Annotated in this window: 16 protein-coding genes; 10 read left to right on the top strand and 6 right to left on the bottom strand. The window is 64.8% G+C overall.

What is annotated here, in order from left to right; all coding sequences use genetic code 11:
- The first annotated feature begins 68 nt into the window (after positions 1–68).
- From BMY25_RS14010 to BMY25_RS13990, 5 genes are all read left to right on the top strand, one after another.
- Complete coding sequence (locus BMY25_RS14010; protein WP_092497635.1) at positions 69–1,547, top strand: Do family serine endopeptidase; 1,479 nt, start codon at positions 69–71, stop codon at positions 1,545–1,547.
- Between the two features lie 90 nt (positions 1,548–1,637).
- Positions 1,638–2,315: a winged helix-turn-helix domain-containing protein gene (locus BMY25_RS14005; protein WP_092497591.1), complete on the top strand. Its 678-nt coding sequence runs from the start codon at positions 1,638–1,640 to the stop codon at positions 2,313–2,315.
- Complete coding sequence (locus BMY25_RS14000) at positions 2,293–3,735, top strand: sensor histidine kinase (protein ID WP_092497589.1); 1,443 nt, start codon at positions 2,293–2,295, stop codon at positions 3,733–3,735. Before BMY25_RS14005 ends, BMY25_RS14000 begins: the two co-directional genes overlap by 23 nt.
- A complete protein-coding gene (locus tag BMY25_RS13995; protein ID WP_177176864.1) occupies positions 3,728–6,745 on the top strand; it encodes a bifunctional [glutamine synthetase] adenylyltransferase/[glutamine synthetase]-adenylyl-L-tyrosine phosphorylase in 3,018 nt (1,005 codons plus the stop codon). The genes BMY25_RS14000 and BMY25_RS13995 overlap by 8 nt, the downstream gene beginning before the upstream one ends.
- Positions 6,746–6,801: 56 nt before the next feature.
- Positions 6,802–7,473, top strand: a complete 672-nt coding sequence (locus BMY25_RS13990) for an EF-hand domain-containing protein (RefSeq protein ID WP_092497585.1) — start codon at positions 6,802–6,804, stop codon at positions 7,471–7,473.
- A 66-nt stretch (positions 7,474–7,539) separates the two neighbouring features.
- On the opposite strand, the gene BMY25_RS13985 is transcribed toward BMY25_RS13990, so the two are convergent.
- Together BMY25_RS13985 and pepN are read right to left on the bottom strand one after the other, a co-directional pair.
- Positions 7,540–9,879: a PAS domain-containing sensor histidine kinase gene (locus BMY25_RS13985; RefSeq protein ID WP_092497583.1), complete on the bottom strand. Its 2,340-nt coding sequence runs from the start codon at positions 9,877–9,879 to the stop codon at positions 7,540–7,542.
- 123 nt (positions 9,880–10,002) lie between these two features.
- Positions 10,003–12,642, bottom strand: coding sequence for an aminopeptidase N (pepN, locus tag BMY25_RS13980; protein WP_092497581.1), 2,640 nt, complete (start codon positions 12,640–12,642; stop codon positions 10,003–10,005).
- Between the two features lie 145 nt (positions 12,643–12,787).
- On the opposite strand from pepN, the gene BMY25_RS13975 reads away from it, so the two are divergent.
- From BMY25_RS13975 to BMY25_RS13965, 3 genes are all read left to right on the top strand, one after another.
- Positions 12,788–13,390 carry an NUDIX domain-containing protein gene (locus BMY25_RS13975; protein WP_092497579.1) on the top strand — a complete coding sequence of 201 codons (603 nt, stop codon included), beginning with the start codon at positions 12,788–12,790 and terminating at the stop codon, positions 13,388–13,390.
- Positions 13,391–13,512: 122 nt separating this feature from the next.
- On the top strand, positions 13,513–13,683 hold the full coding sequence (locus BMY25_RS13970) for a DUF1328 domain-containing protein (protein WP_092497577.1): 171 nt from the start codon (positions 13,513–13,515) through the stop codon (positions 13,681–13,683).
- Positions 13,684–13,839: 156 nt separating this feature from the next.
- Positions 13,840–14,769, top strand: a complete 930-nt coding sequence (locus tag BMY25_RS13965; protein ID WP_092497575.1) for a bifunctional methylenetetrahydrofolate dehydrogenase/methenyltetrahydrofolate cyclohydrolase — start codon at positions 13,840–13,842, stop codon at positions 14,767–14,769.
- A 21-nt stretch (positions 14,770–14,790) separates the two neighbouring features.
- On the opposite strand, the gene BMY25_RS13960 is transcribed toward BMY25_RS13965, so the two are convergent.
- Positions 14,791–15,618: an aldo/keto reductase gene (locus tag BMY25_RS13960; protein WP_092497573.1), complete on the bottom strand. Its 828-nt coding sequence runs from the start codon at positions 15,616–15,618 to the stop codon at positions 14,791–14,793.
- A gap of 199 nt (positions 15,619–15,817) precedes the next feature.
- On the opposite strand from BMY25_RS13960, the gene BMY25_RS21205 reads away from it, so the two are divergent.
- On the top strand, positions 15,818–16,006 hold the full coding sequence (locus BMY25_RS21205) for a hypothetical protein (protein ID WP_092497571.1): 189 nt from the start codon (positions 15,818–15,820) through the stop codon (positions 16,004–16,006).
- Between the two features lie 119 nt (positions 16,007–16,125).
- The gene (locus BMY25_RS13950) at positions 16,126–16,923 is read left to right on the top strand and encodes a TrmH family RNA methyltransferase (RefSeq protein ID WP_092497569.1); all 798 of its coding nucleotides are present in this window, start codon (positions 16,126–16,128) and stop codon (positions 16,921–16,923) included.
- A gap of 18 nt (positions 16,924–16,941) precedes the next feature.
- Here BMY25_RS13950 and minE read toward each other — a convergent pair whose 3' ends face one another.
- From minE to minC, 3 genes are read right to left on the bottom strand one after another with little or no spacing between them, the layout of a single operon-like run.
- Entirely contained in the window at positions 16,942–17,214 is a 273-nt protein-coding gene (gene minE, locus BMY25_RS13945; protein ID WP_092497567.1) for a cell division topological specificity factor MinE, read from the bottom strand.
- Positions 17,211–18,029, bottom strand: a complete 819-nt coding sequence (minD, locus tag BMY25_RS13940; RefSeq protein WP_092497565.1) for a septum site-determining protein MinD — start codon at positions 18,027–18,029, stop codon at positions 17,211–17,213. Before minD ends, minE begins: the two co-directional genes overlap by 4 nt.
- Before the next feature lie 17 nt (positions 18,030–18,046).
- Positions 18,047–18,751, bottom strand: a complete 705-nt coding sequence (minC, locus tag BMY25_RS13935) for a septum site-determining protein MinC (RefSeq protein ID WP_092497563.1) — start codon at positions 18,749–18,751, stop codon at positions 18,047–18,049.
- Between the last annotated feature and the right edge of the window lie 96 nt (positions 18,752–18,847).

Raw genomic sequence — 18,847 nt, 5'->3', positions numbered from 1 at the left:
GCCTGCGCAACGCGCTGCTCGCGAGCGTTCTGACGCTTGGCGTGGCGGGCACCGCCGCGTCCGGCATCATGATGACCAATAGCCAGGTCGCCCATGCCGACCAGCTGCAGGTTCAACCTTCCGGTCCTGCCGACTTCTCCAGTCTGGTCGAACAGGTCGCTCCTGCCGTCGTCAGTGTCCGCGTGAAGACGGACATGGACGAAGCCTCGGCGAGCGACCAGGACGATGACGATCAGGGCGGCGGCAATGGTGGTGGCGGAAACGGCGGCGGCAGCAACGCGCTTCCCTTCCCGGACCTTCCGGAAAACAGCCCCTTCAACGAGTTCTTCCGCCGCTTCGGCCAGCAGCATGGCCAGGGTAACGGACAGGGTGGCGGTGACCACCAGAACTCGCCTCGCCAGCACCATTTCGGCATGGCGCAGGGCTCCGGCTTCTTCATTTCCGATGACGGCTTCATCGTCACCAACAACCATGTCGTCCAGGGCGGCAAGGAATTCACCGTCGTCACCAACGACAAGCGCGAGTTGACGGCCAAGCTGATCGGCACGGACGAGCGTACCGACCTTGCCCTTCTCAAGGTGGAAGGCACGGGCTTCAAGTTCGTGAAGCTCTCGCAGTCCCAGCCAAAGGTCGGCCAGTGGGTCGTCGCCGTCGGCAATCCCTTCGGCCTCGGTGGCACGGTCACGGCCGGTATCGTCTCGGCGGAGGGCCGTGACATCGGCGCCGGTCCCTACGACGACTTCCTGCAGATCGACGCGCCGGTGAACCGCGGCAATTCCGGCGGCCCGACCTTCAACATGCAGGGCGAGGTGATCGGAGTGAACACCGCGATCTACTCGCCGTCCGGCGGCAGCGTCGGCATCGCCTTCGCCATCCCGGCCAGCACGGTGCAGCAGGTCGTCAGCAGCCTGAAGGAGAACGGTACGGTGACCCGTGGTTGGATCGGCGTTCAGATCCAGCCCGTCAACAAGGACATCGCCGACAGCCTGGGCCTGAAGGGCACCGACGGCGCGCTTGTCGCCGAGCCGCAGGACGGCAGCCCGGCCGCCAAGGCCGGCATCAAGGCCGGCGACGTCATCACTAAGGTCAACGGCACCACGGTCGCCGGCCCGCGTGAACTCGCCCGCATGATCGCCGGCTATCGCCCGGATACGGACGTCAAGCTCACCTATGTCCGCGACGGCAAGGAGCAGGACGTTACCGTCCATCTGGGCAAGCTCGGCAACCAGCAGGCTTCCGCCGACCAGAATGACAATGACGTCCAGCCGGATTCGCTCTCCGGCCTCGGCCTCACCCTGGCTCCGAGCAAGGATGGCGATGGCGTGCAGGTCAGCGGCGTGGACGACGGCAGCTCGGCCAGCGAAAAGGGCCTGCGCGTCGGCGATGTGATCACCGCGGTGAACGGCAAGCCGGTCAACAACGTGCGCAGTGTCGAAACCGCGATCACCGATGCCAAGAAGTCCGGTCGCCGCGCGGTGCTGATGCAGATCCAGAGCAACCGCGGCTCGCGCTTCGTAGCCCTGCCGCTGAGCGCCGACAAGGGCTGATCGTCCGTCCCCTCTGAAATCGAACGATCGGCGGGCATTCAGTGCCCGCCGATCGCCTCATTGGCCCGCTTTCTCCAGGGCGATTCAAGTATGCGTGTTCTCGTCATCGAAGACGATCAGGAGGCTTCCGCCTATCTGGTGAAAGCTCTCAAGGAAGCCGGTCACGTGGCCGATCAGGCCGGCGACGGCGATACCGGGCTGGCGATCGCTCGGGAAGGCATCTACGACGTTCTCGTCATCGATCGGATGTTGCCCCGTCGCGACGGGCTTTCCGTCATCGAGAGCTTGAGAGGCGAGGGGAACCGGACGCCGGTTCTCATTCTTTCCGCGCTCGGCCAGGTCGACGACCGCGTCACCGGATTGCGAGCCGGTGGCGACGATTATCTACCAAAGCCCTATGCGTTCTCCGAACTGCTCGCCCGCGTCGAGGTCCTGGCGCGCCGAAACAGCCCGCAGGAAGCGCAGACAGTCTACCGGGTCGGCGACCTCCAGCTCGATCGCCTGTCGCGCTCGGTCGTGCGGGGCAGCGAGCCGATTCTGCTGCAGCCGCGCGAGTTCCGGCTCCTGGAATATCTGATGAAGAATGCCGGCACCGTGGTGACCCGCACCATGCTGCTGGAAAAGGTCTGGGACTACCACTTCGATCCGCAGACCAACGTGATCGACGTGCACATGTCGCGCCTGCGCTCCAAGATCGACAAGGGATTCGAGCGGCCGCTGATTCATACGGTCCGCGGCGCCGGCTATGTCATCCGCGACGATGGTTGACATCGGCCGCCCGCATCATCCCCGACTTCGCCTGTTCCGCACGACGGCGTTCAAGCTTTCCGTCATCTATTTCGCGGTCTTTTCCGTCTTCGCCGCATTCCTGATCGGCTATATCGCGAGTTCCACGACCCAGCTTCTGACCAGCCAGATGCGCGAGGCGGTCGATACCGAGTTGAAGGGGCTGGAGGACGAGTACCGCCAGGGCGGCATTCCGCGCCTCGCTCTGGTGATCGACCGGCGTAGTCGCCAGCCTGGCGCCAGCCTTTATCTGATCGCGGACGCGAACGGCGACAAGATCGCCGGGAATGTCTCCGCCGTGCCGGAAAGCGTGCTGAACGGGGTGCGAACCGGCGTCCAGACCGTGCCTTATGCGCGGCTGGACGAGGGGGATCGCAGCGGCTCCCATTCCGCGCTTGTCCGTGTCGTCGAACTGCCCGGTGGATTCAGGATGCTGGTCGGGCGCGACATCGGGGAGCGTGACTATCTCGCCCACGTCATCAAACGGGCGCTGATCCTGACGCTCGGCATGATGGTTGTGCTGGGCCTTGCCTCATGGCTCTTCGTGTCCCGGCGGGTGCTGCGGCGCATCGATTCCATGTCTGAAACGAGCCGCACCATCATTGCAGGCGATCTTTCCCGCCGGCTGGAAGTGACGGGCACGCGCGACGAATTCGATCGTCTCGCGGAAAGCGTCAACGCGATGCTGGTGCGCATCGAACGGCTGATGGTCGGGCTGAAGGAAGTTTCGGACAACATCGCGCATGACCTGAAGACGCCGCTTAGCCGCCTGCGAAGCCGCGCGGAGGCGGCACTGGCGCAGGGCGGCGGGGAAGCGGCCTATCGCGAAGCCCTGCAGGCTGCGATCGAGGACGCGGATCAACTGATCCGCACTTTCAACGCCCTCCTGATGATTGCGCGTGTCGAGGCGGGATCTTCCAACGCGGAGTTCGACAGGATCCCGCTCGGGACCATCGCGGGAGACATCTTCGAACTCTACGAACCGCTTGCCGAAGAAGCGGGCGTCGATCTCCGTCTGGAGGATTGCCCGGCGGTCGAGATCCGAGCCAATCGCGAGCTCGTCAGCCAGGCGCTTGCCAATCTGGTCGATAACGCGATCAAATACGCCCATGAAGCCGGTGGCGAACCGAAAGTTTCGATCACCGTCCGGCAGGATCGCGGCCGGGTGGAGATGGTGGTTGCCGACAACGGGTCCGGCATTCCGGCAGAGGACAGGGAACGTGTGACGCAACGCTTCGTTCGCCTGGAGAAGAGCCGTTCCAAGCCGGGCGCCGGGCTGGGCCTCAGTCTCGTCTCGGCCGTGGCGCAACTGCACGGGGGAAGCTTGAAACTGGAAGACAATCAGCCGGGCTTGCGAGCCATTGTGTCGTTTCCTGCCGGCGATGCCGTCGCCGATGCCTGATGATCTCCGCCAGCGCCTGCAATCCTTGCCCGCTTCTCCGTTTGCGGAGGGGGCGCTCGTTCACCTGCGCGAGGCCTCGGCGAAGCAGGGTCTTGTCGCGGAAATGGAAGGCGTGCTGGCCGACGAGCGTCTCGCCGCGTTTCTCGGCAGCGCGCTGGGTGATTGCCCCTACCTTTGTGACCTCGCGGCCAAGGATGTTTTGCGTCTGCTCGCCATCGTCGAGGAAGCGCCCGAGGAACGTGTCGCAAGACTGATCCGCGAAATCTCGACCGGATCCTGGACAGAGAAGAGCGCCGTCATGTCGGCGCTGCGCCGCGCCAAGCAGGATGTCGCGCTGACGCTGGGCCTTGCCGATCTCGGCCGCGCCATCGACCTGGAGACGGTAACCGGCGGCCTCAGCGATCTTGCGGATGCGGCGTTGGACGCTGCGCTGCGCTTTTCGCTTTCGGAGGCCGAGCGGCAGGGCCGCTGGCGGGGTGCTTTGCCAGCGGAAAGCGGCCTCGCGATCCTCGCGATGGGCAAGCACGGCGCCCGCGAGCTGAACTACTCCAGCGATATCGACATCATCCTGATCTACGATCCCGAGCGGCCGGGGGTTGCCGAGGGCATCGAGCCTTCGGTGTTCTGGGTCAGGATCGTCCGGCAACTGGTGGCTTTGCTGCAGGAGCGTACCGCTGACAGTTACGTCTTCCGCGTCGATCTTCGGCTGCGGCCGGATCCCGGGGCGACGCCCCTCGCCCTCTCGCTACCGGCGGCGCTGATCTATTACGAAAGCATGGGCCAGAACTGGGAACGTGCGGCGATGATCAAGGCGCGCGTCTGCGCCGGCGATCATGCGTGCGGCGAGACGTTCCTGAGCGAGGTCGCGCCCTTCATCTGGCGCAAATACCTCGATTTCGCGGCGATCGCCGACATCCATTCCATCAAACGGCAGATGCATGCCCATCGGGGACATGGTGCGATCGCCGTGGCTGGGCACGACATCAAGCGCGGACGCGGGGGTATTCGCGAGATCGAGTTCTTCGCCCAGACCCAGCAACTTATCGCCGGCGGCCGCGACCGCGCCCTGCGGGGGCGCGCGACCCGTCCCATGCTGTCGGGGCTGGCTGAAAAGGGATGGTTCAGCGGCGACGTTCGCGACCAGCTCGACGGAGCCTACGTCTTTCTCCGCACCGTCGAGCATCGCTTGCAGATGGTGCGGGACGAGCAGACGCATCTCTATCCCACCGCGCTGGAAGAGCGCGCCCGCATCGCCCGTCTGATGGGCTTCGAAGATCCCGAAGCTTTCGAAAAACGCATGCGTGCCACGCTTACCACCGTCGCGCGCTTCTACTCCGAGCTTTTCGAGAATGCTCCGGAGCTGGACACCGATGTCGGCAGCCTTGTCTTCACCGGCGGGGAGGACGACCCGGAAACGCTCGAGACGCTGCGGCGCATGCAGTTCGAAAAACCGGAGCGGGTCACGGAAACGATCCGCTCATGGCATTTCGGCCGTTTTCCGGCCATGCGTTCCACCAAGGCGCGCGAGCGCCTGACGGAAATCACGCCGGGATTGTTGACCGCGATGTCGCGCGGCGGCAATCCGGATGCGGCGTTGGGAGCTTTCGACGCGCTATTGCGCGCTTTGCCGGCTGGAGCGCAGCTCTTTTCGCTGCTCGCCTCCAATCCCGCTTTGCTCGATATGCTGGTCTTCGTTCTGGGAGCTGCGCCGCGCCTTGCCGAAACCTTCGCCCGCCGCCCCCATGTCGTGGACGCCCTGATCAATCCCGCATCCCTTGCGCAGGACGGCACGCTGGAGGTGTTCCGGGCACAGCTGCACGAGGCGACGACCGCGTCCCGGGATCATGAGGATGCGCTCAATCGCGTGCGCCTGTTTGTGGGCGAGCAGCGCTTCATGATCTCGGTGCGGCTGATCACCGGCCAGATTGCTTCCGTCGACGCCGCGGAGATCTTCTCCGATCTGGCGCAGGCCGCCCTCTGTGAGTTGCTGGACCTGACGCGCGCCGATTTCCGGCGCCAGTACGGCGTTATCCCGGGCGGTTGCGAACTGGTGCTTGCACTGGGACGACTTGGCAGCCGAGAGATGACGGCGACCTCCGACCTCGATCTGCTGATCATCTACGATCACGATGCCGGCGCCGCAATTTCCGATGGGGCTCGAGGTCTTCCGCCCTCGCAATATTACGCTCGCTTCACGCAGCGGCTCGTTTCCGCGCTCTCTGCTCCAACCTCGGAGGGGATCGCCTATTTCGTCGATCTCCGGCTCAGACCCTCGGGCCGATCCGGTCCGCTGGCGACCCATGTCGATGCTTTCGAGCGATATCAGCGGGAGGAAGCCTGGACATGGGAGCACATGGCGCTCTCGCGGGCGCGTCCCGTCGCCGGCGACACGGCGCTTTGCCTGCGTGTGGATCAGGCGATTGCCGAGGTCACCGCCCAGCAGCGCGAACGGGGCAAGCTGGTGGAAGACGTCGCGTCCATGCGAAGCCGGGTGGAGGATGCGCGCGGGGCCGGCGCCTGGGATCTCAAGACCGGGATCGGCAGCATCATGGATTGCGAGTTCATCGCGCAGCTCGCACTGCTCGCGGGCCTGCCCAAGCGGGATGGGGAAACGACCTCCGAAACGCTGGTACGGGCAGGGGAGACGGGTGCGCTTGCCCTTCGAGATGCCGACCTGCTCGCCTTTTCCGACGAATGGCAGACCGCCATCTTGCAGGCGATGCGAATTGTCGGCGACACTCTCGCCGATCCGAGTGCGGCTCCGGAAGACGTGAAGCGTCTCATCGTCAAGCTCGCGGCCGGTGCAACGGCCCGGTGGAATTCGGAACGGGCGCTGCCGTCGATCCTGGCGGAGGAAACCTTCTTTGCGCAGGATCCTGCCGGCGCTGGGGAAAGGCTCGCCTTCGATGTATTCCAGTCCGCGCTTGCGGCGGTGCAGTCGGCAACCCGGGAGGCCTACCGGAAATCGCTCGCCTTCGTAGCAAAGGGTGAGCTTCACGGATCCGCCTGAGCCTACAAAGGGCGAGAGAGCGAGTTGGCGAAGTGCGCCGGAAACAGGAGAAGTTTATGGGTTCGCGTTTCAAGGTGACGATTCTGGCGGCCATTCTGGGGGGTGTAAGCGCTTCGGCCGCGTTGGCGCAGACGGAGACAGCAGGTGCCGGCCAGCAGCCGCCGCGCGGGGCGGCCGGAATGATGAAGCGGCTTGACACCAACAAGGACGGTTTTGTCGATCAGCAGGAGTTCCTGGCGTCCAAGGAAGCGACCTTCAAGGCAACCGATGCCAATGGCGACGGTTTCGTCAGCCTGCAGGAATTGACCGATCGCATCACGGCGATGCGCCAGCGCGGCATCGAGCGCAGCTTCAAGCGCTTCGACACCAACGGCGACGGTAAGATCTCGGCCGCCGAACTCGCCGGGACACGGATCAAGCGGCCCGAGGCCATGATGAAGCGGGCCGATACCAATGGTGACGGCTCGATCAGCATGGACGAATTCCGCTCTCTGCGGCAGGCACAGGTCCAGCGTTACGCAGCCTCGGTGATGCGGCGCTTCGACACCGACAAGGACGGCAGGATCTCCAGGCAAGAGGCAGATGCCCAGGCCGTGGCGCTGTTCAAGCAGGCTGACAAGAACGGCGACGGCAAGCTCGATGCGTCCGAACTGACGGCTCGTTTTGCACGGGGCGGCATGCTGCCGGCGGGGAACGTGGCCCCGGCTCCGAAGCCGGCGGCGCAGTAAGAACAAAACCCTATCAACGACGATCCGGCATCAGTCGGATCGCTCAGCCGACGGATGCCGGATGGCTCAGGCGGCCGCCGATGCCTTCGGCGGTTGCTGCGGCCGCATCGGCATGAAGACCGAGATCTTTGTGCCCACGCCCTCCGCCGAAGCGATCTCCATGTAGCCGCCGTGCAGGACGGCCAGAGAGCGGGCGATGGCGAGGCCGAGGCCGGAGCCCTTGTGGTTCCGCGTCATCTGGCTCTGCACCTGCTCGAAGGGGCGGCCAAGCTTGGCGACGGCGGTCTGCGGAATGCCGATGCCCGTGTCTTCCACCATGAGGCAGACACCGTCTTTCATACGGCTGGCGGAAACCTTTACCGCGCCGCCCGAGGGCGTGAACTTGATCGCGTTCGACACGAGGTTGAAGAGGATCTGCCTCACCGCCTTACGATCGGCCTGGAATACGAGTTCGGGCACCACATCAGTCATGATCTGGACATGGCCACGCTCGGCCTCGTCCGCGTGGGAAACGACGGCTTCGGCCACGAGATTACCCACCTCGATGATCTCTGGCGCCAGGTCGAGCCGCCCTGACTCCAGCCGCGCCATGTCGAGAATGTCGGAGATGATGGAGAGCAGGAAGCGACCGCTTTCCCGGATGTCCCGGCAATATTCGGCGTATTTCTCGTCGCCCAGGTCACCAAAGACGCCGGACAGCATCATCTCGGAAAAGCCGATGATGGCGTTCAGCGGCGTTCGGAGTTCGTGCGAGACATTGGCCAGGAACTCCGACTTGATGCGGCTGGCATCCTCGGCCTTGTTCTTTTCCTCGGCGTATTTCTCGGCGAGATCCACGAGCTGCTGCGCCTGCTTCTCCAGCTGTTGCCGGGAATGGCGGAGGTCGGCGACCGTATCGGTCAGCGCGCGCTCGTTCTCCAGAAGCTGTTTCTCGTTTTCCTTCAGCGTGGTGATGTCGGTGCCGACCGAGACGAAGCCGCCATCCTTGGTGCGGCGCTCGTTGATCTGCAGCCAGCGCCCGTCGTCGAGCCGCGCTTCCAGCGAGCGTGCGCCCACATCCGAGCCGGAGGCCGGGAAGGCGTTGGCGATGATAGGTCGCCGGCCACCGCTGACGATCTCTTCGTAGGCGGTGCCCGGCCGCACGAGATTGTCGGGCAGGCCGTAGAGCTGCTGGTACTTGCTGTTGCACATGACCAGCCGGTCGCTGGCATCCCAGAGCACGAAGGCTTCCGAAATGGCCTCGATGGCGTCGCGCAGCCGGAGGTCCGCCATGCGCGAGGCTTCGGCCATGCGCTTCTGTTCGGTCACGTCTACCGCGATCCCGACGAGATGCGGGTCGTCCTGCTTGTCGAGCACCACTTCCGCCCGGGCGCGAACCCAGACCCAGTGCCCGTCGGCGTGGCGCATGCGAAACTCGCGATCCACCTGGCCTTCGCCGGTGCGCACGAGTCCGTTTGCCAGTTCGATCAGGTCGGTGTCTTCGGGATTGACGAGCTGCGCGACCTCGCGGATCGAGAGCAGGGCGTCGCGCGGAGCAAGGCCCAGGATCTCGAACATGGACTGCGACCAGAAGATCGCGCCGCGCGAGAGGTCCCAGTCCCAGAGGCCCGAGCGGCCACGGCGAAGGGCCATGTGGAAACGCGTCTCCGTTTCCAGGTAGATGGAGTCGGCTTCCTGGGCGCGCGCGGCCTGCGCATGGAAGGCAAATCCGAGGATTACCAGCACGATGCTGGTGGCGATGAAGACGATGGTTTCGCGCGAGACCTGACGCCGCCAGCCCGAATAGAGCGATGAAACCGGCTGCACCACGGCAATCGATCCGGCGCTGTTCTTGCCGTTATAGACCGTCGCGATCACGTCCTCGCCCGAGGGCAGGGTGAGCTGCAGCACGCCGGCGCGCTCGCCCAGCGTCGTCAGCGGCTGGCCCGGCCCCATCCAGTCGTCGAGATAACGGTTCAGCAGGTCCGGCTGCGGGGGCACCGCGGCCACGATCTTTTCTTCGGAGTTCACCGCAAGGACGAGGCGTCCCGTCTTGGCAGCGTCCGGGGGGGCAGAGGTCTCCAGCTCGCCCTGCATGACTTCCGGCGACTTCGTCTGGATCTGGTCGGTATCGAAGAGATCCGTGGCGACGGACTTCGCGATCAGGCTGAGCTTCGCCTGACCCGCGTCGCTGATGTCCTGCCGGATGTCATAAAGCGCGATCACGCGCATCAGCGCGAGCGCGAGCACGAAGAGAATGATCAGGAAGGGGATGAAACGCTTGATGAAGGGCTCGTTGACCACGAGCCGCTGATAGGCGGGATGCACGAAGAGCCGCGCATGTCCGGCCAGCGCAGGACGCTCCGGGCGCTTGAGCCCGTGATCGTTCTTCACTCCAGACGCTATGGCCCATCGACCCAAGGCCATCCCCCCTCCTTTGTGGCTGAAACGGGGCGGCGCTTCCCCGAATCAGCCTGATTTGAATCGAGCCGATTCCCGTTGTCCAGTTCGCCGTAACCAATTGTTAAGACGGTTCAGGATTGTGGCTTTTCAGCCCTCCAGCGTCCGGATCAGGATGTCGGAAACGTCTCTGGAGAGCTCCGGCACCGTGGCCAGTCGTTTGAGCGCAGCCTCGGCCGCTGCTCGTCTCGACGGCTCCATCATGCGGAACGAGCGGAACGCGGTGGTCAGCCGCGAGGCGACCGAGGGATTGTGCCGGTCCACCTCCGCGACCATGTCCACCATGTACCGGTAGCCCTCGCCATCCGGGCGGTTGAAGGCGACGGGATTACCAGCCGCAAAGGTGCGGATCAGCGCGTATACCCGGTTCGGCACCTTCATCGAGAAGGCGGGATGGCGGCTGAGCGCCTGCACGCGCTCCAGCGTGGAATGCTGCGGAACGGTCGCCTGCACGGAGAACCACTTGTCCAGGACCAGCGGATCGTCGCGGTAGCGCTCGTAGAATGCCTCCAGCAGGGCGGGTGCATCATCGAGGTCGCGATGTACGGCAAGGCGCAGGGCCGCCAGCCGATCGGTGAGATTGCCGGCGCCGTGGAAAGCTTCGGCGAGATCGGCGGAAGTGATGCGGCCGGCGGCAAGACCATAGGCCCAGGCCGCGTGGCGGAAGGCGCGGCGTCCGGCGCTTTCGGCATCCGGGCGGTAGCTCGCATCGGCAGCGGGTGCCGCAGCGGCGAGCGCGTCCGCGATCCGATCGCCGAGATGCGTCTGCAGCGCCCGGCGGGCGACGAAGATCGCGTCCGGGTCGACATTGGTGCGAATGGCTTGAGCGACTTCCATGTCGCTGGGCAAGGTGAGCGCGAGGGCGCGGAAAGCCGGATCGAGCTCCGTGGCGCTCGCAAGCCGTCCGAGTTCTTCGGCAAAGCGGCCGTCGAATACCGGCGTCGCGCCCTGCCGGATCTCTTCCGTCGCACGCTTCAGGAGATCCATCGCGATGGTCTGCGCCGCTTCCCAGCGGTTAAACGGATCGGCATCGTGTCCGACCAGGAAGAGCAGGTCGTCCATGCCGAGGTCGGTTTCCAGCCGGACGGGCGCGGAGAAGCCGCGCAGCAACGACGGGATCGGCCGGGCCTTCACCCCTTCGAGCTTCACTTCCGCCTGCAGGTCGGTGAGGTGGATCACCGAGCCGTCCACCCGCGCGCCGGTGGCGCGGGAGAAGGACAGGTCCTGACCGTCCGGGCCCACGAGCCCGAAGGCGACCGGAATGTGCATGGGGCTCTTGCGCTGGCGGTCCGGCGTTTCCGGCAGGATCTGCCTCAGGCGGAGCGTCAGCGTTTCATCGGCCGCATCGTAATCGTGCTCCGTGATCAGGATCGGCGTGCCCGCCTGGTGGTACCAGAGCGCGAACTGCGAAAGGTCGGTGCCGGTCGCGTCGGCGAAGCAGGCGAGGAAATCCTCGATCGTCGCCGCGTCGCCGTCGTGGCGCCTGAAATAGAGGTCCATGCCGGCGCGGAAGCCATCCTCCCCCAGGATGGTCTGCAACATGCGGCAGATCTCGGCGCCTTTCTCGTAGACCGTCGTCGTGTAGAAGTTGTTGATCTCGCGGTAAGCGGTCGGGCGCGCCGGGTGCGCCAGCGGGCCGGCATCTTCGGGGAACTGATGCTCCCGCAGCTTCGCCACGTCGGAGATGCGCTTCACCGCGCGCGAACGCATGTCGGAGGAAAATTCCTGGTCGCGGAAGACGGTCAGCCCTTCCTTCAGGCAAAGCTGGAACCAGTCGCGGCAGGTGATGCGATTGCCGGTCCAGTTGTGAAAATATTCATGGGCGATCACGCCTTCGACATGGGCGTAGTCCCAGTCCGTGCCCGTCTCCGCATCGACCAGCACGTACTTGTCGTTGAAGACGTTGAGCCCCTTGTTCTCCATCGCGCCCATGTTGAAGTCGGACACGGCGACGATGTTGAACACGTCGAGGTCGTATTCCAGCCCGAAGCGATCCTCGTCCCACTTCATGGACCGCTTCAGAGAGTCCATCGCGTAGTGGCAGCGGCTTTCCTTGCCGCGTTCGCAATAGATGGCGAGCTTCACCTCCCGGCCGGAGCGGGTGCGGAAGGTGTCATGGATGGAGGCGAGATCTCCGCCGACCATGGCGAAGAGATAGCTCGGCTTGGGGAAGGGGTCGTGCCAGATCGCGTAGTGACGGCCGGTGCCCGCAACATCTCCGGTTTCCACCGGGTTGCCGTTGCCGAGCAGGATCGGCGCTTCGCTCCTGCTGGCCTCGATGCGTGTCGTATAGACGGCGAGAACGTCCGGCCGGTCGAGGAAGTAGGTGATGCGGCGGAAGCCTTCCGCCTCGCATTGCGTGGTGTAATTGCCGCCGGATCGGTAGAGCCCCATCAACTCCGTATTGGCGGTGGGGTTCACCTCCGTGACGATCTGCAGCTCGAAAGGCTCGGCCGGCGGTGCGCGGAGGGTGAAGCGGTCGGCGCTCGCCTCGAATGCGTCCGGCGCAAGCTCGACGCCATCGATCGCGGCCCTGCGAAGCACGAGGGCGTCGCCGTCCAGCACCAGCGGCGTACCGGGCGCAGTCCCCTCGCGCAGATGCAGGGACAGGCGCGAGGTGATCGTTGCGGCTTCCGGCTCAAGCTGGATGTCCAGATAAACCCGCTCGATGAGGTAATCGGTCGGGCGATAATCTTCCAGACGGACGACGACGTTGCTTTCAGGACGCATGTGCCTCTCCTCACCATTCGTTTAGCGGCAGGCCAAGGCGAATGAAAGGCGGCGGACGGTCCCGCATCAATATGGCTGTTGCCTTTGCGGCGCGATCCGGACAATCAGGACAGGCCTCCCTTCATCCTCTTCCGGATCGTTCCCCATGACCGTCATTCCTCCCCGGATCGTCTCCCGCGAGCTCATCTTCAAGGGCTGGAACACGGTCGAGAAGGTCGTCTTCGAAACCACCGATGCGCACGGAGAACGGCGGACGACGGATCGAGAGGTCGTCGATCACGGCCATGCGGCGGTGGTGCTGACGATCGACCCGGACCGCGACGTGGCCTTTCTGGTCCGGCAATGGCGCTCCGGTCTGATGAGCGTCGGCGACGGTCCGTTCCTGCTGGAAGCGTGCGCGGGCATCATCGATCCGGGCGAGGGCGCGGAGGAATGCGCTCGCCGCGAGGCGGAGGAGGAGGTCGGCTTCCGCCTGCGCGAGTTGAAGGCCCACGGCTCCGTCGTTCCGTCCGCGGGCACGCTCACCGAGCGGATGTACCTCTATATAGCGGAAGTTTCCTCCACCGACCGCGTCGGCAAGGGCGGCGGCGTGGAGGATGAGGGAGAGGACATCGAGATCGTCGAGATCCCGATCCCCGAGCTCTTCCGCATGGCGCGAGCCGGCGCGATCGAGGATGCCAAGACGCTGATCCTCGTGCAGTCCATGATGCTGGAACGCCTGGAAAGGGCGGCTGACGCGAGTGCGTGAGGACTTTTCCACAGCTTCGGAGACATTGATGCAGTCGATTTCGTCTGAAGGGAGAACCAAAGCCGGCTTTCCGCGTTTGTCTCGCGAAGGCACGATGATCGTGCCGTGAGATGGAGGGTGCTATGCTCGGTTGGGCTCTGACGTTTCTGGTGATCGCGCTGATCGCCGCTGTTCTCGGTTTCGGTGGTATCGCCGGTACTGCCGTTGGGATTGCCAAGATCATTTTCTTCGTTGCGATCGTCCTGTTCCTGATCTCCGCTATCTTCGGCGCGGTTCGCGGACGACGCGTCTAACGCTCCTGTTCATTCGGGAGGAAAAAGCTGTCGGCGAAAGCCGGCAGCTTTTTTGTGCGCCGCCGCCGCCGGCGGGCTTCCGCTGGAGGTTGCGAGGCGAGCCGGATATGGCCATTGTGCGCCGCAAGACGGACCGGCGGATATCGGGATCAGGACGTGGAAAGAGAAGCGAACGGAACGGCTGACATCATCGACGGCAAGGCGGTGGCCGCCGGCGTGATCGAGAGGGTCAAGGGCGCTCGCAACCAGCTGGAGGCCGAGACCGGAGTCCGTCCGGGGCTGGCGGTGGTGCTGGTCGGCGAAGATCCGGCAAGCCGCGTCTATGTCCGCAACAAGAGCCTGAAGGCGGAGGAATGCGGCTTCCATTCCGAGCAGCATTCGCTCTCGGTGGAAACCAGCGAGACCGATCTATTGGCGCTGATCCAGCGGCTCAACGCCGATCCGGCCGTCCACGGCATCCTTGTCCAGTTGCCGCTGCCCAAGCATATCGACGAGAAGAAGGTGCTGCTCTCCGTCAGTCCGGAGAAGGATGTCGACGGCTTCCACCCCATCAATGTCGGACGGCTGTCCGCCGGTGCTCGCGACGAGGCCCTGATGCCTTGCACGCCGGCCGGCAGCATCATCCTGATGAAGCATGCGCTCGGCCCCAATCTTTCCGGGCTCGATGCCGTGGTGATCGGACGCTCCAATATCGTCGGCAAGCCGGTGGTCCAGCTTCTCCTGCAGGAGAATTGCACCGTGACCGTGGCGCACCGCTGGACCCGCGACCTGCCGGCGATCTGCCGGCGGGCGGATATCCTGGTGGCGGCGGTGGGTCAGGCGCAGATGGTGAAGGGCGATTGGGTGAAGCCCGGCTCCTGCGTCATCGATGTCGGGATCAACCGCATCGCCGCGCCGGAAAAGGGTGAGGGCAAGACGCGCATCGTCGGTGACGTGGATTTCGACGGTGCCGTGAAGGTCGCCGGTGCGATCACGCCGGTGCCGGGTGGCGTCGGCCCCATGACGATCGCGCTGCTGATGGCCAATACCGTCACCGCCGCTGCTCGCCTTCTCGGCCGGCCGGAACTCGCGCCGATCATCGTCTGATCGGTGGAACCGGCGATCGCATCACAGCATCTCCAGCGCCTTGCGTGACGAGGGCGCTGGAAAGGCCTTGTCCAGCTTTTCCAAATCGGCCGACGTCAATTCCAGATCCGCCGCCCCGCGATTTTCCTCCACATGCGGGATGCGCGAGGCTTTCGGAATCGCGACCATGTCGGGCCGGCGGAGTACCCATGCGAGCGCGATCTCGGCCGGCGTGGCCCCGCGGCTCTCGGCGATTTCCCCCAGCGCACGCGAGCGAGTGAGCCGGCCCTGCTCGACGGGGCTGTAGGCCATCGCCGGGATGTTGCGTTCGGAAAGCCAGGGCAGCAGGTCGCGCTCGGGGCCGCGGCGGGTCAGGTTGTAGAGGATCTGGTTGGTCGCGCAGGCTTCTCCGCCCGCGTCGAAGAGATCCTCCATGTCCTCCACGTCGAAATTGCTGACACCCCAGCGGCCGATCTTGCCGGCCTGCATGAGTTCATCGAACGCGGCCACGGTGTCCTCCAGCGGGATGCTGCCGGGCCAGTGCAGGAGATACAGGTCCAGCCGATCCGTCCCGAGCCGGCGAAGGCTGCGCTCGCAGGCCTTCACAGCCTCGCGGCGACCGGCATTGTGCGGATAGACCTTGCTGACGAGGAAGACCTCGTCCCGTCGTCCTTCCAGGGCTTCCCCGAGCAAGGTCTCCGTCTCCCCCTCGCCATACATTTCCGCCGTGTCGATCAGCGTCATCCCAAGGTCGAGGCCGCGTCGGATCGCGGCAATCTCGTCCTGCCGGTCAGCCGGCCGGTCCGCCATTTTCCAACTGCCCTGGCCCAGGACGGGCACGCTCTTTCCCGCGAAATCGATCTTGCGCATCAGCCTGCATCCTTTGCTCGGACATGAGTTAGGGCCTCAGCCCTCCAGGCCAAGAGCGTTCGCGGCACGATGCGGCGGTGTCGGTGTCTGTGACAATCTGACCGAAAAGTAAGCCGGGAACAGTCAGGCTTGTTGAACGTTGATGTCCCGCCTTGAGGCCGCCCGCAGTTCGGGCCGTACCTTTTGTGGGGAGCATACAATGACGACAATTCGCACTGGTTCCGTTCTTCTCGCCCTGACGCTCGCCGGCCTCAGCATGGCTGGCTGCGCCAACACCTTCCGCGGCGCCGCTCGCGATACCAACAATGCGGTGGATGCCGTGACCCCGGCTCCGGCTCCGGCAAAGACCACCACGACGACCACGACGAAGAAGACGCGCCACTATTGATCTTGCGCTGACCTGACGTCAGTTTCCGGCCGCGGCGGGTTGACCCGTCGCGGCGCAATCTTGTCTGTTCGCCGCGCCAAGTCGCCCATTCCGGGCCTGTCACCAGGACGCGGTTCTATATGCCCGACATCATCGCAATCGAGGACGCCGCTGACGAGCGGATCGCCGGCTATCGCGACATCCGCGAACGCGATCTCGTCGGCCGGCAGGGTCTGTTCATCGCCGAGGGCGAAGTGGTGCTGCGCATGCTCGCACGCAGCCCGGATCACGAGGCGCTCTCGGTTTTGATCGCCGAGAAGCGGCTGACAAGCCTGATGCCGATCCTCTCGGAATTGCCTGACACGATACCTGTCTACACCGCCGGGCAAGCTGTTCTGGACGGGATTGCAGGCTTCCACCTCCATCGGGGTATCCTGGCGCTCGGGCGGCGCATGGCAGCGCCGACAGCCGACGAACTTTGCGCCAATGCCCGGCCCGACGCGCTGATCGTGGTGCTTTTCGGCATTGCCAACCACGATAATATTGGCGGTATTTTCCGCAACGCCGCGGCGTTCGGCGCGGACGGCCTCCTGCTGGACGAAACCTGCTGCGATCCGCTTTATCGCAAGGCGACGCGCGTTTCCGTCGGCGCGACGCTGAGCGTGCCCTATGCCCGGCTCGGCCAGGGCGAGGACGGGATCGCGCTGATCGAGCGGCACGGTTTCGAGGCGGTCTCCCTCAGCCCGGCCGGAGCAACGCCGCTGCGCCGGTTCGTCAGGTCAGGTCGAACGGCCGTGATCTTCGGCGCGGAAGGGCCGGGACTCTCGCCGGAAGTGCTCGCCCGCACGAAGACGGTGAGCATTCCCATGGCGACAGGGTTCGATTCCCTGAACGTCGCCACGACGTCCGGCATCGTCCTGCATCAGCTCACCGGCTGACCCCGCGCCGAAGTTCCTTCAGGCGCTGGCCGCCAGCTTCGGCTTGGTCGGCGTCGGGATTTCGATATCGACCTCGAGCGTCGAGACCGCATCGCCCCGGTCCATTTTCACCAGCACCTTGTCCCGATCGACATTCACGTGCTTGGCGATCACGGCGAGGATCTCTTCCCGCAACGCGGTCACGAGATCCGACTGACCGGAATAGCTGCGCTCATGAGCCAGCAGGATCTGCAGGCGATCACGGGCAACCGGCGCGGAAGTGCGCTTGTTGAAGATGCTGAGCAGGTTCATGCAGCAGCCCTCCGCCCGAAGAGCTTGCCGAAGAAGCCCTTCTTCTCCGAAGGAACGGTGACGGCGATGTCCTCGCCGGCCAGCCGGCGCGCGGCTTCCGCATAGGCCCGCGCCGGAGCGCTGGTCGGGCTGTTGATCGTCACGGGAGAGCCGACATTGGAGGCGCGGAGAACTTCCTCGCTTTCCGGAATGATGCCGAGCAGCGGGATGGAGAGGATCTCCAGCACGTCGTCGACCTTCAGCATCTCGCCGCGTTCGGCCCGTCCCTGGTCGTAGCGGGTGAGCAGGAGGTGCTTGGGCATGCGCTCGCCGGACTCAGCGCGCGCCGTCTTGGAATCGAGCAGGCCGATGATTCGGTCGGAATCGCGAACCGACGACACTTCCGGATTGGTGACCACGACGGCCATGTCCGCGTGGCGCATGGCGAGCGTCGCGCCGCGTTCGATGCCGGCGGGACTGTCGCAGATGATCCAGTCGAACTTCTCGCGAAGCTCCTCGATCACGCGCGCCACGCCATCCTCCGTCAGCGCGTCCTTGTCGCGCGTCTGCGAGGCCGGGAGCAGAGACAGGTTTTCCAGCCGCTTGTCGCGGATCAGAGCCTGCGCGAGCTTCGCATCGCCCTGCACGACGTTGATCAGGTCGTAGACGACCCGACGTTCCGCGCCCATGACGAGGTCGAGATTGCGGAGGCCGACGTCGAAGTCGATGACGACGACGTTGCTCCCATTCTGCGCCAGTGCTGCACCCAAAGCCGCCGTGGACGTCGTCTTGCCGACGCCGCCCTTGCCTGATGTCACGACCAGAACCTTGGCCATCGTCCCACCTCTTTCCGTTAGTCCAGTGCTGCCATCTTGATCGCGTCGCCTTCCAGCCAGATCTGGACGGGACGCCCGCGCAACGCTGAATCCATATCGTCAGCCGTCTTATAGAAGCCGTCGATCGAGACAAGCTCTGCTTCCAGCTTGCGGCAGACGATGCGCGCGTCGATATCGCCCGTCGTGCCGGCAATGGCGCGACCGCGAAGGGCGCCGAACGTATAGATCGATCCGCCGGAGATCACTTCCGCGCCGGAGCCGATCGCGCCCAGCACGGTCACGTCGCCATGCGAGTGCATCACTGTCTGGCCGGAGCGCACGGTAGTCTCGACGAACAGCGTGGAGGGTTTCGGCGGCGGGGGAGGCGGCTCGTCCGGCGAAAGATCCGGCACTTCCACCTCGCTGTCCGGGCGGTTGCTCGTCAGGGGCGGCGGCAGGCCGAGGCCCAGCATCTGCGGCTCGGCGCCCTCGATCGCCATGACGCGCACGTTCCGCTCGCTGAGGTCGGCGATGAGCTTGGTAAGCTCCGCCTTTTCCAGCGTCACGGCGGCGACGTCGAGGATCACCGGGCGACCGGCGAAGAATCCCGGCGATCGCTCCGCCAGAACGTCGAGATCGGTAAACCAGTCCTCAAGCGGCGCTTCCGGCGCGAGGACGAGGGCCAAGAAGGAACGACCCTTGAATCGAAGAGTAGGTCGGGTACGCGTTTCGTCGGTGACCAAGATTATGGCTCTGCTCGCAATGAAAGGCGACGGGCCCCACCGACCGTCGCGCACATTTTTAACAGATTCGCAACAATCCGGCCATTTCGAGATCAC

Origin of the sequence: Faunimonas pinastri (genome assembly GCF_900110915.1) — a bacterium.
GTDB classification, from domain to species: domain Bacteria; phylum Pseudomonadota; class Alphaproteobacteria; order Rhizobiales; family Afifellaceae; genus Faunimonas; species Faunimonas pinastri.
The sequence above is the reverse complement of the archived record's forward strand: the minus strand, read 5'-3'. Positions and strand labels throughout refer to the sequence as shown.

What these genes read in the sequence shown, in the direction of transcription:
- BMY25_RS14010 (WP_092497635.1), top strand. Translation starts at nt 69, where the DNA reads ATGATGACCAATAGCCAGGTCGCCCATGCCGACCAGCTGCAGGTTCAA.
- BMY25_RS14005 (WP_092497591.1), top strand. Translation starts at nt 1,638, where the DNA reads ATGCGTGTTCTCGTCATCGAAGACGATCAGGAGGCTTCCGCCTATCTG.
- BMY25_RS14000 (WP_092497589.1), top strand. Translation starts at nt 2,293, where the DNA reads ATGTCATCCGCGACGATGGTTGACATCGGCCGCCCGCATCATCCCCGA.
- BMY25_RS13995 (WP_177176864.1), top strand. Translation starts at nt 3,728, where the DNA reads ATGCCTGATGATCTCCGCCAGCGCCTGCAATCCTTGCCCGCTTCTCCG.
- BMY25_RS13990 (WP_092497585.1), top strand. Translation starts at nt 6,802, where the DNA reads ATGGGTTCGCGTTTCAAGGTGACGATTCTGGCGGCCATTCTGGGGGGT.
- BMY25_RS13985 (WP_092497583.1), bottom strand. Translation starts at nt 9,879, where the DNA reads ATGGCCTTGGGTCGATGGGCCATAGCGTCTGGAGTGAAGAACGATCAC.
- pepN (WP_092497581.1), bottom strand. Translation starts at nt 12,642, where the DNA reads ATGCGTCCTGAAAGCAACGTCGTCGTCCGTCTGGAAGATTATCGCCCG.
- BMY25_RS13975 (WP_092497579.1), top strand. Translation starts at nt 12,788, where the DNA reads ATGACCGTCATTCCTCCCCGGATCGTCTCCCGCGAGCTCATCTTCAAG.
- BMY25_RS13970 (WP_092497577.1), top strand. Translation starts at nt 13,513, where the DNA reads ATGCTCGGTTGGGCTCTGACGTTTCTGGTGATCGCGCTGATCGCCGCT.
- BMY25_RS13960 (WP_092497573.1), bottom strand. Translation starts at nt 15,618, where the DNA reads ATGCGCAAGATCGATTTCGCGGGAAAGAGCGTGCCCGTCCTGGGCCAG.
- BMY25_RS21205 (WP_092497571.1), top strand. Translation starts at nt 15,818, where the DNA reads ATGACGACAATTCGCACTGGTTCCGTTCTTCTCGCCCTGACGCTCGCC.
- BMY25_RS13950 (WP_092497569.1), top strand. Translation starts at nt 16,126, where the DNA reads ATGCCCGACATCATCGCAATCGAGGACGCCGCTGACGAGCGGATCGCC.
- minE (WP_092497567.1), bottom strand. Translation starts at nt 17,214, where the DNA reads ATGAACCTGCTCAGCATCTTCAACAAGCGCACTTCCGCGCCGGTTGCC.
- minD (WP_092497565.1), bottom strand. Translation starts at nt 18,029, where the DNA reads ATGGCCAAGGTTCTGGTCGTGACATCAGGCAAGGGCGGCGTCGGCAAG.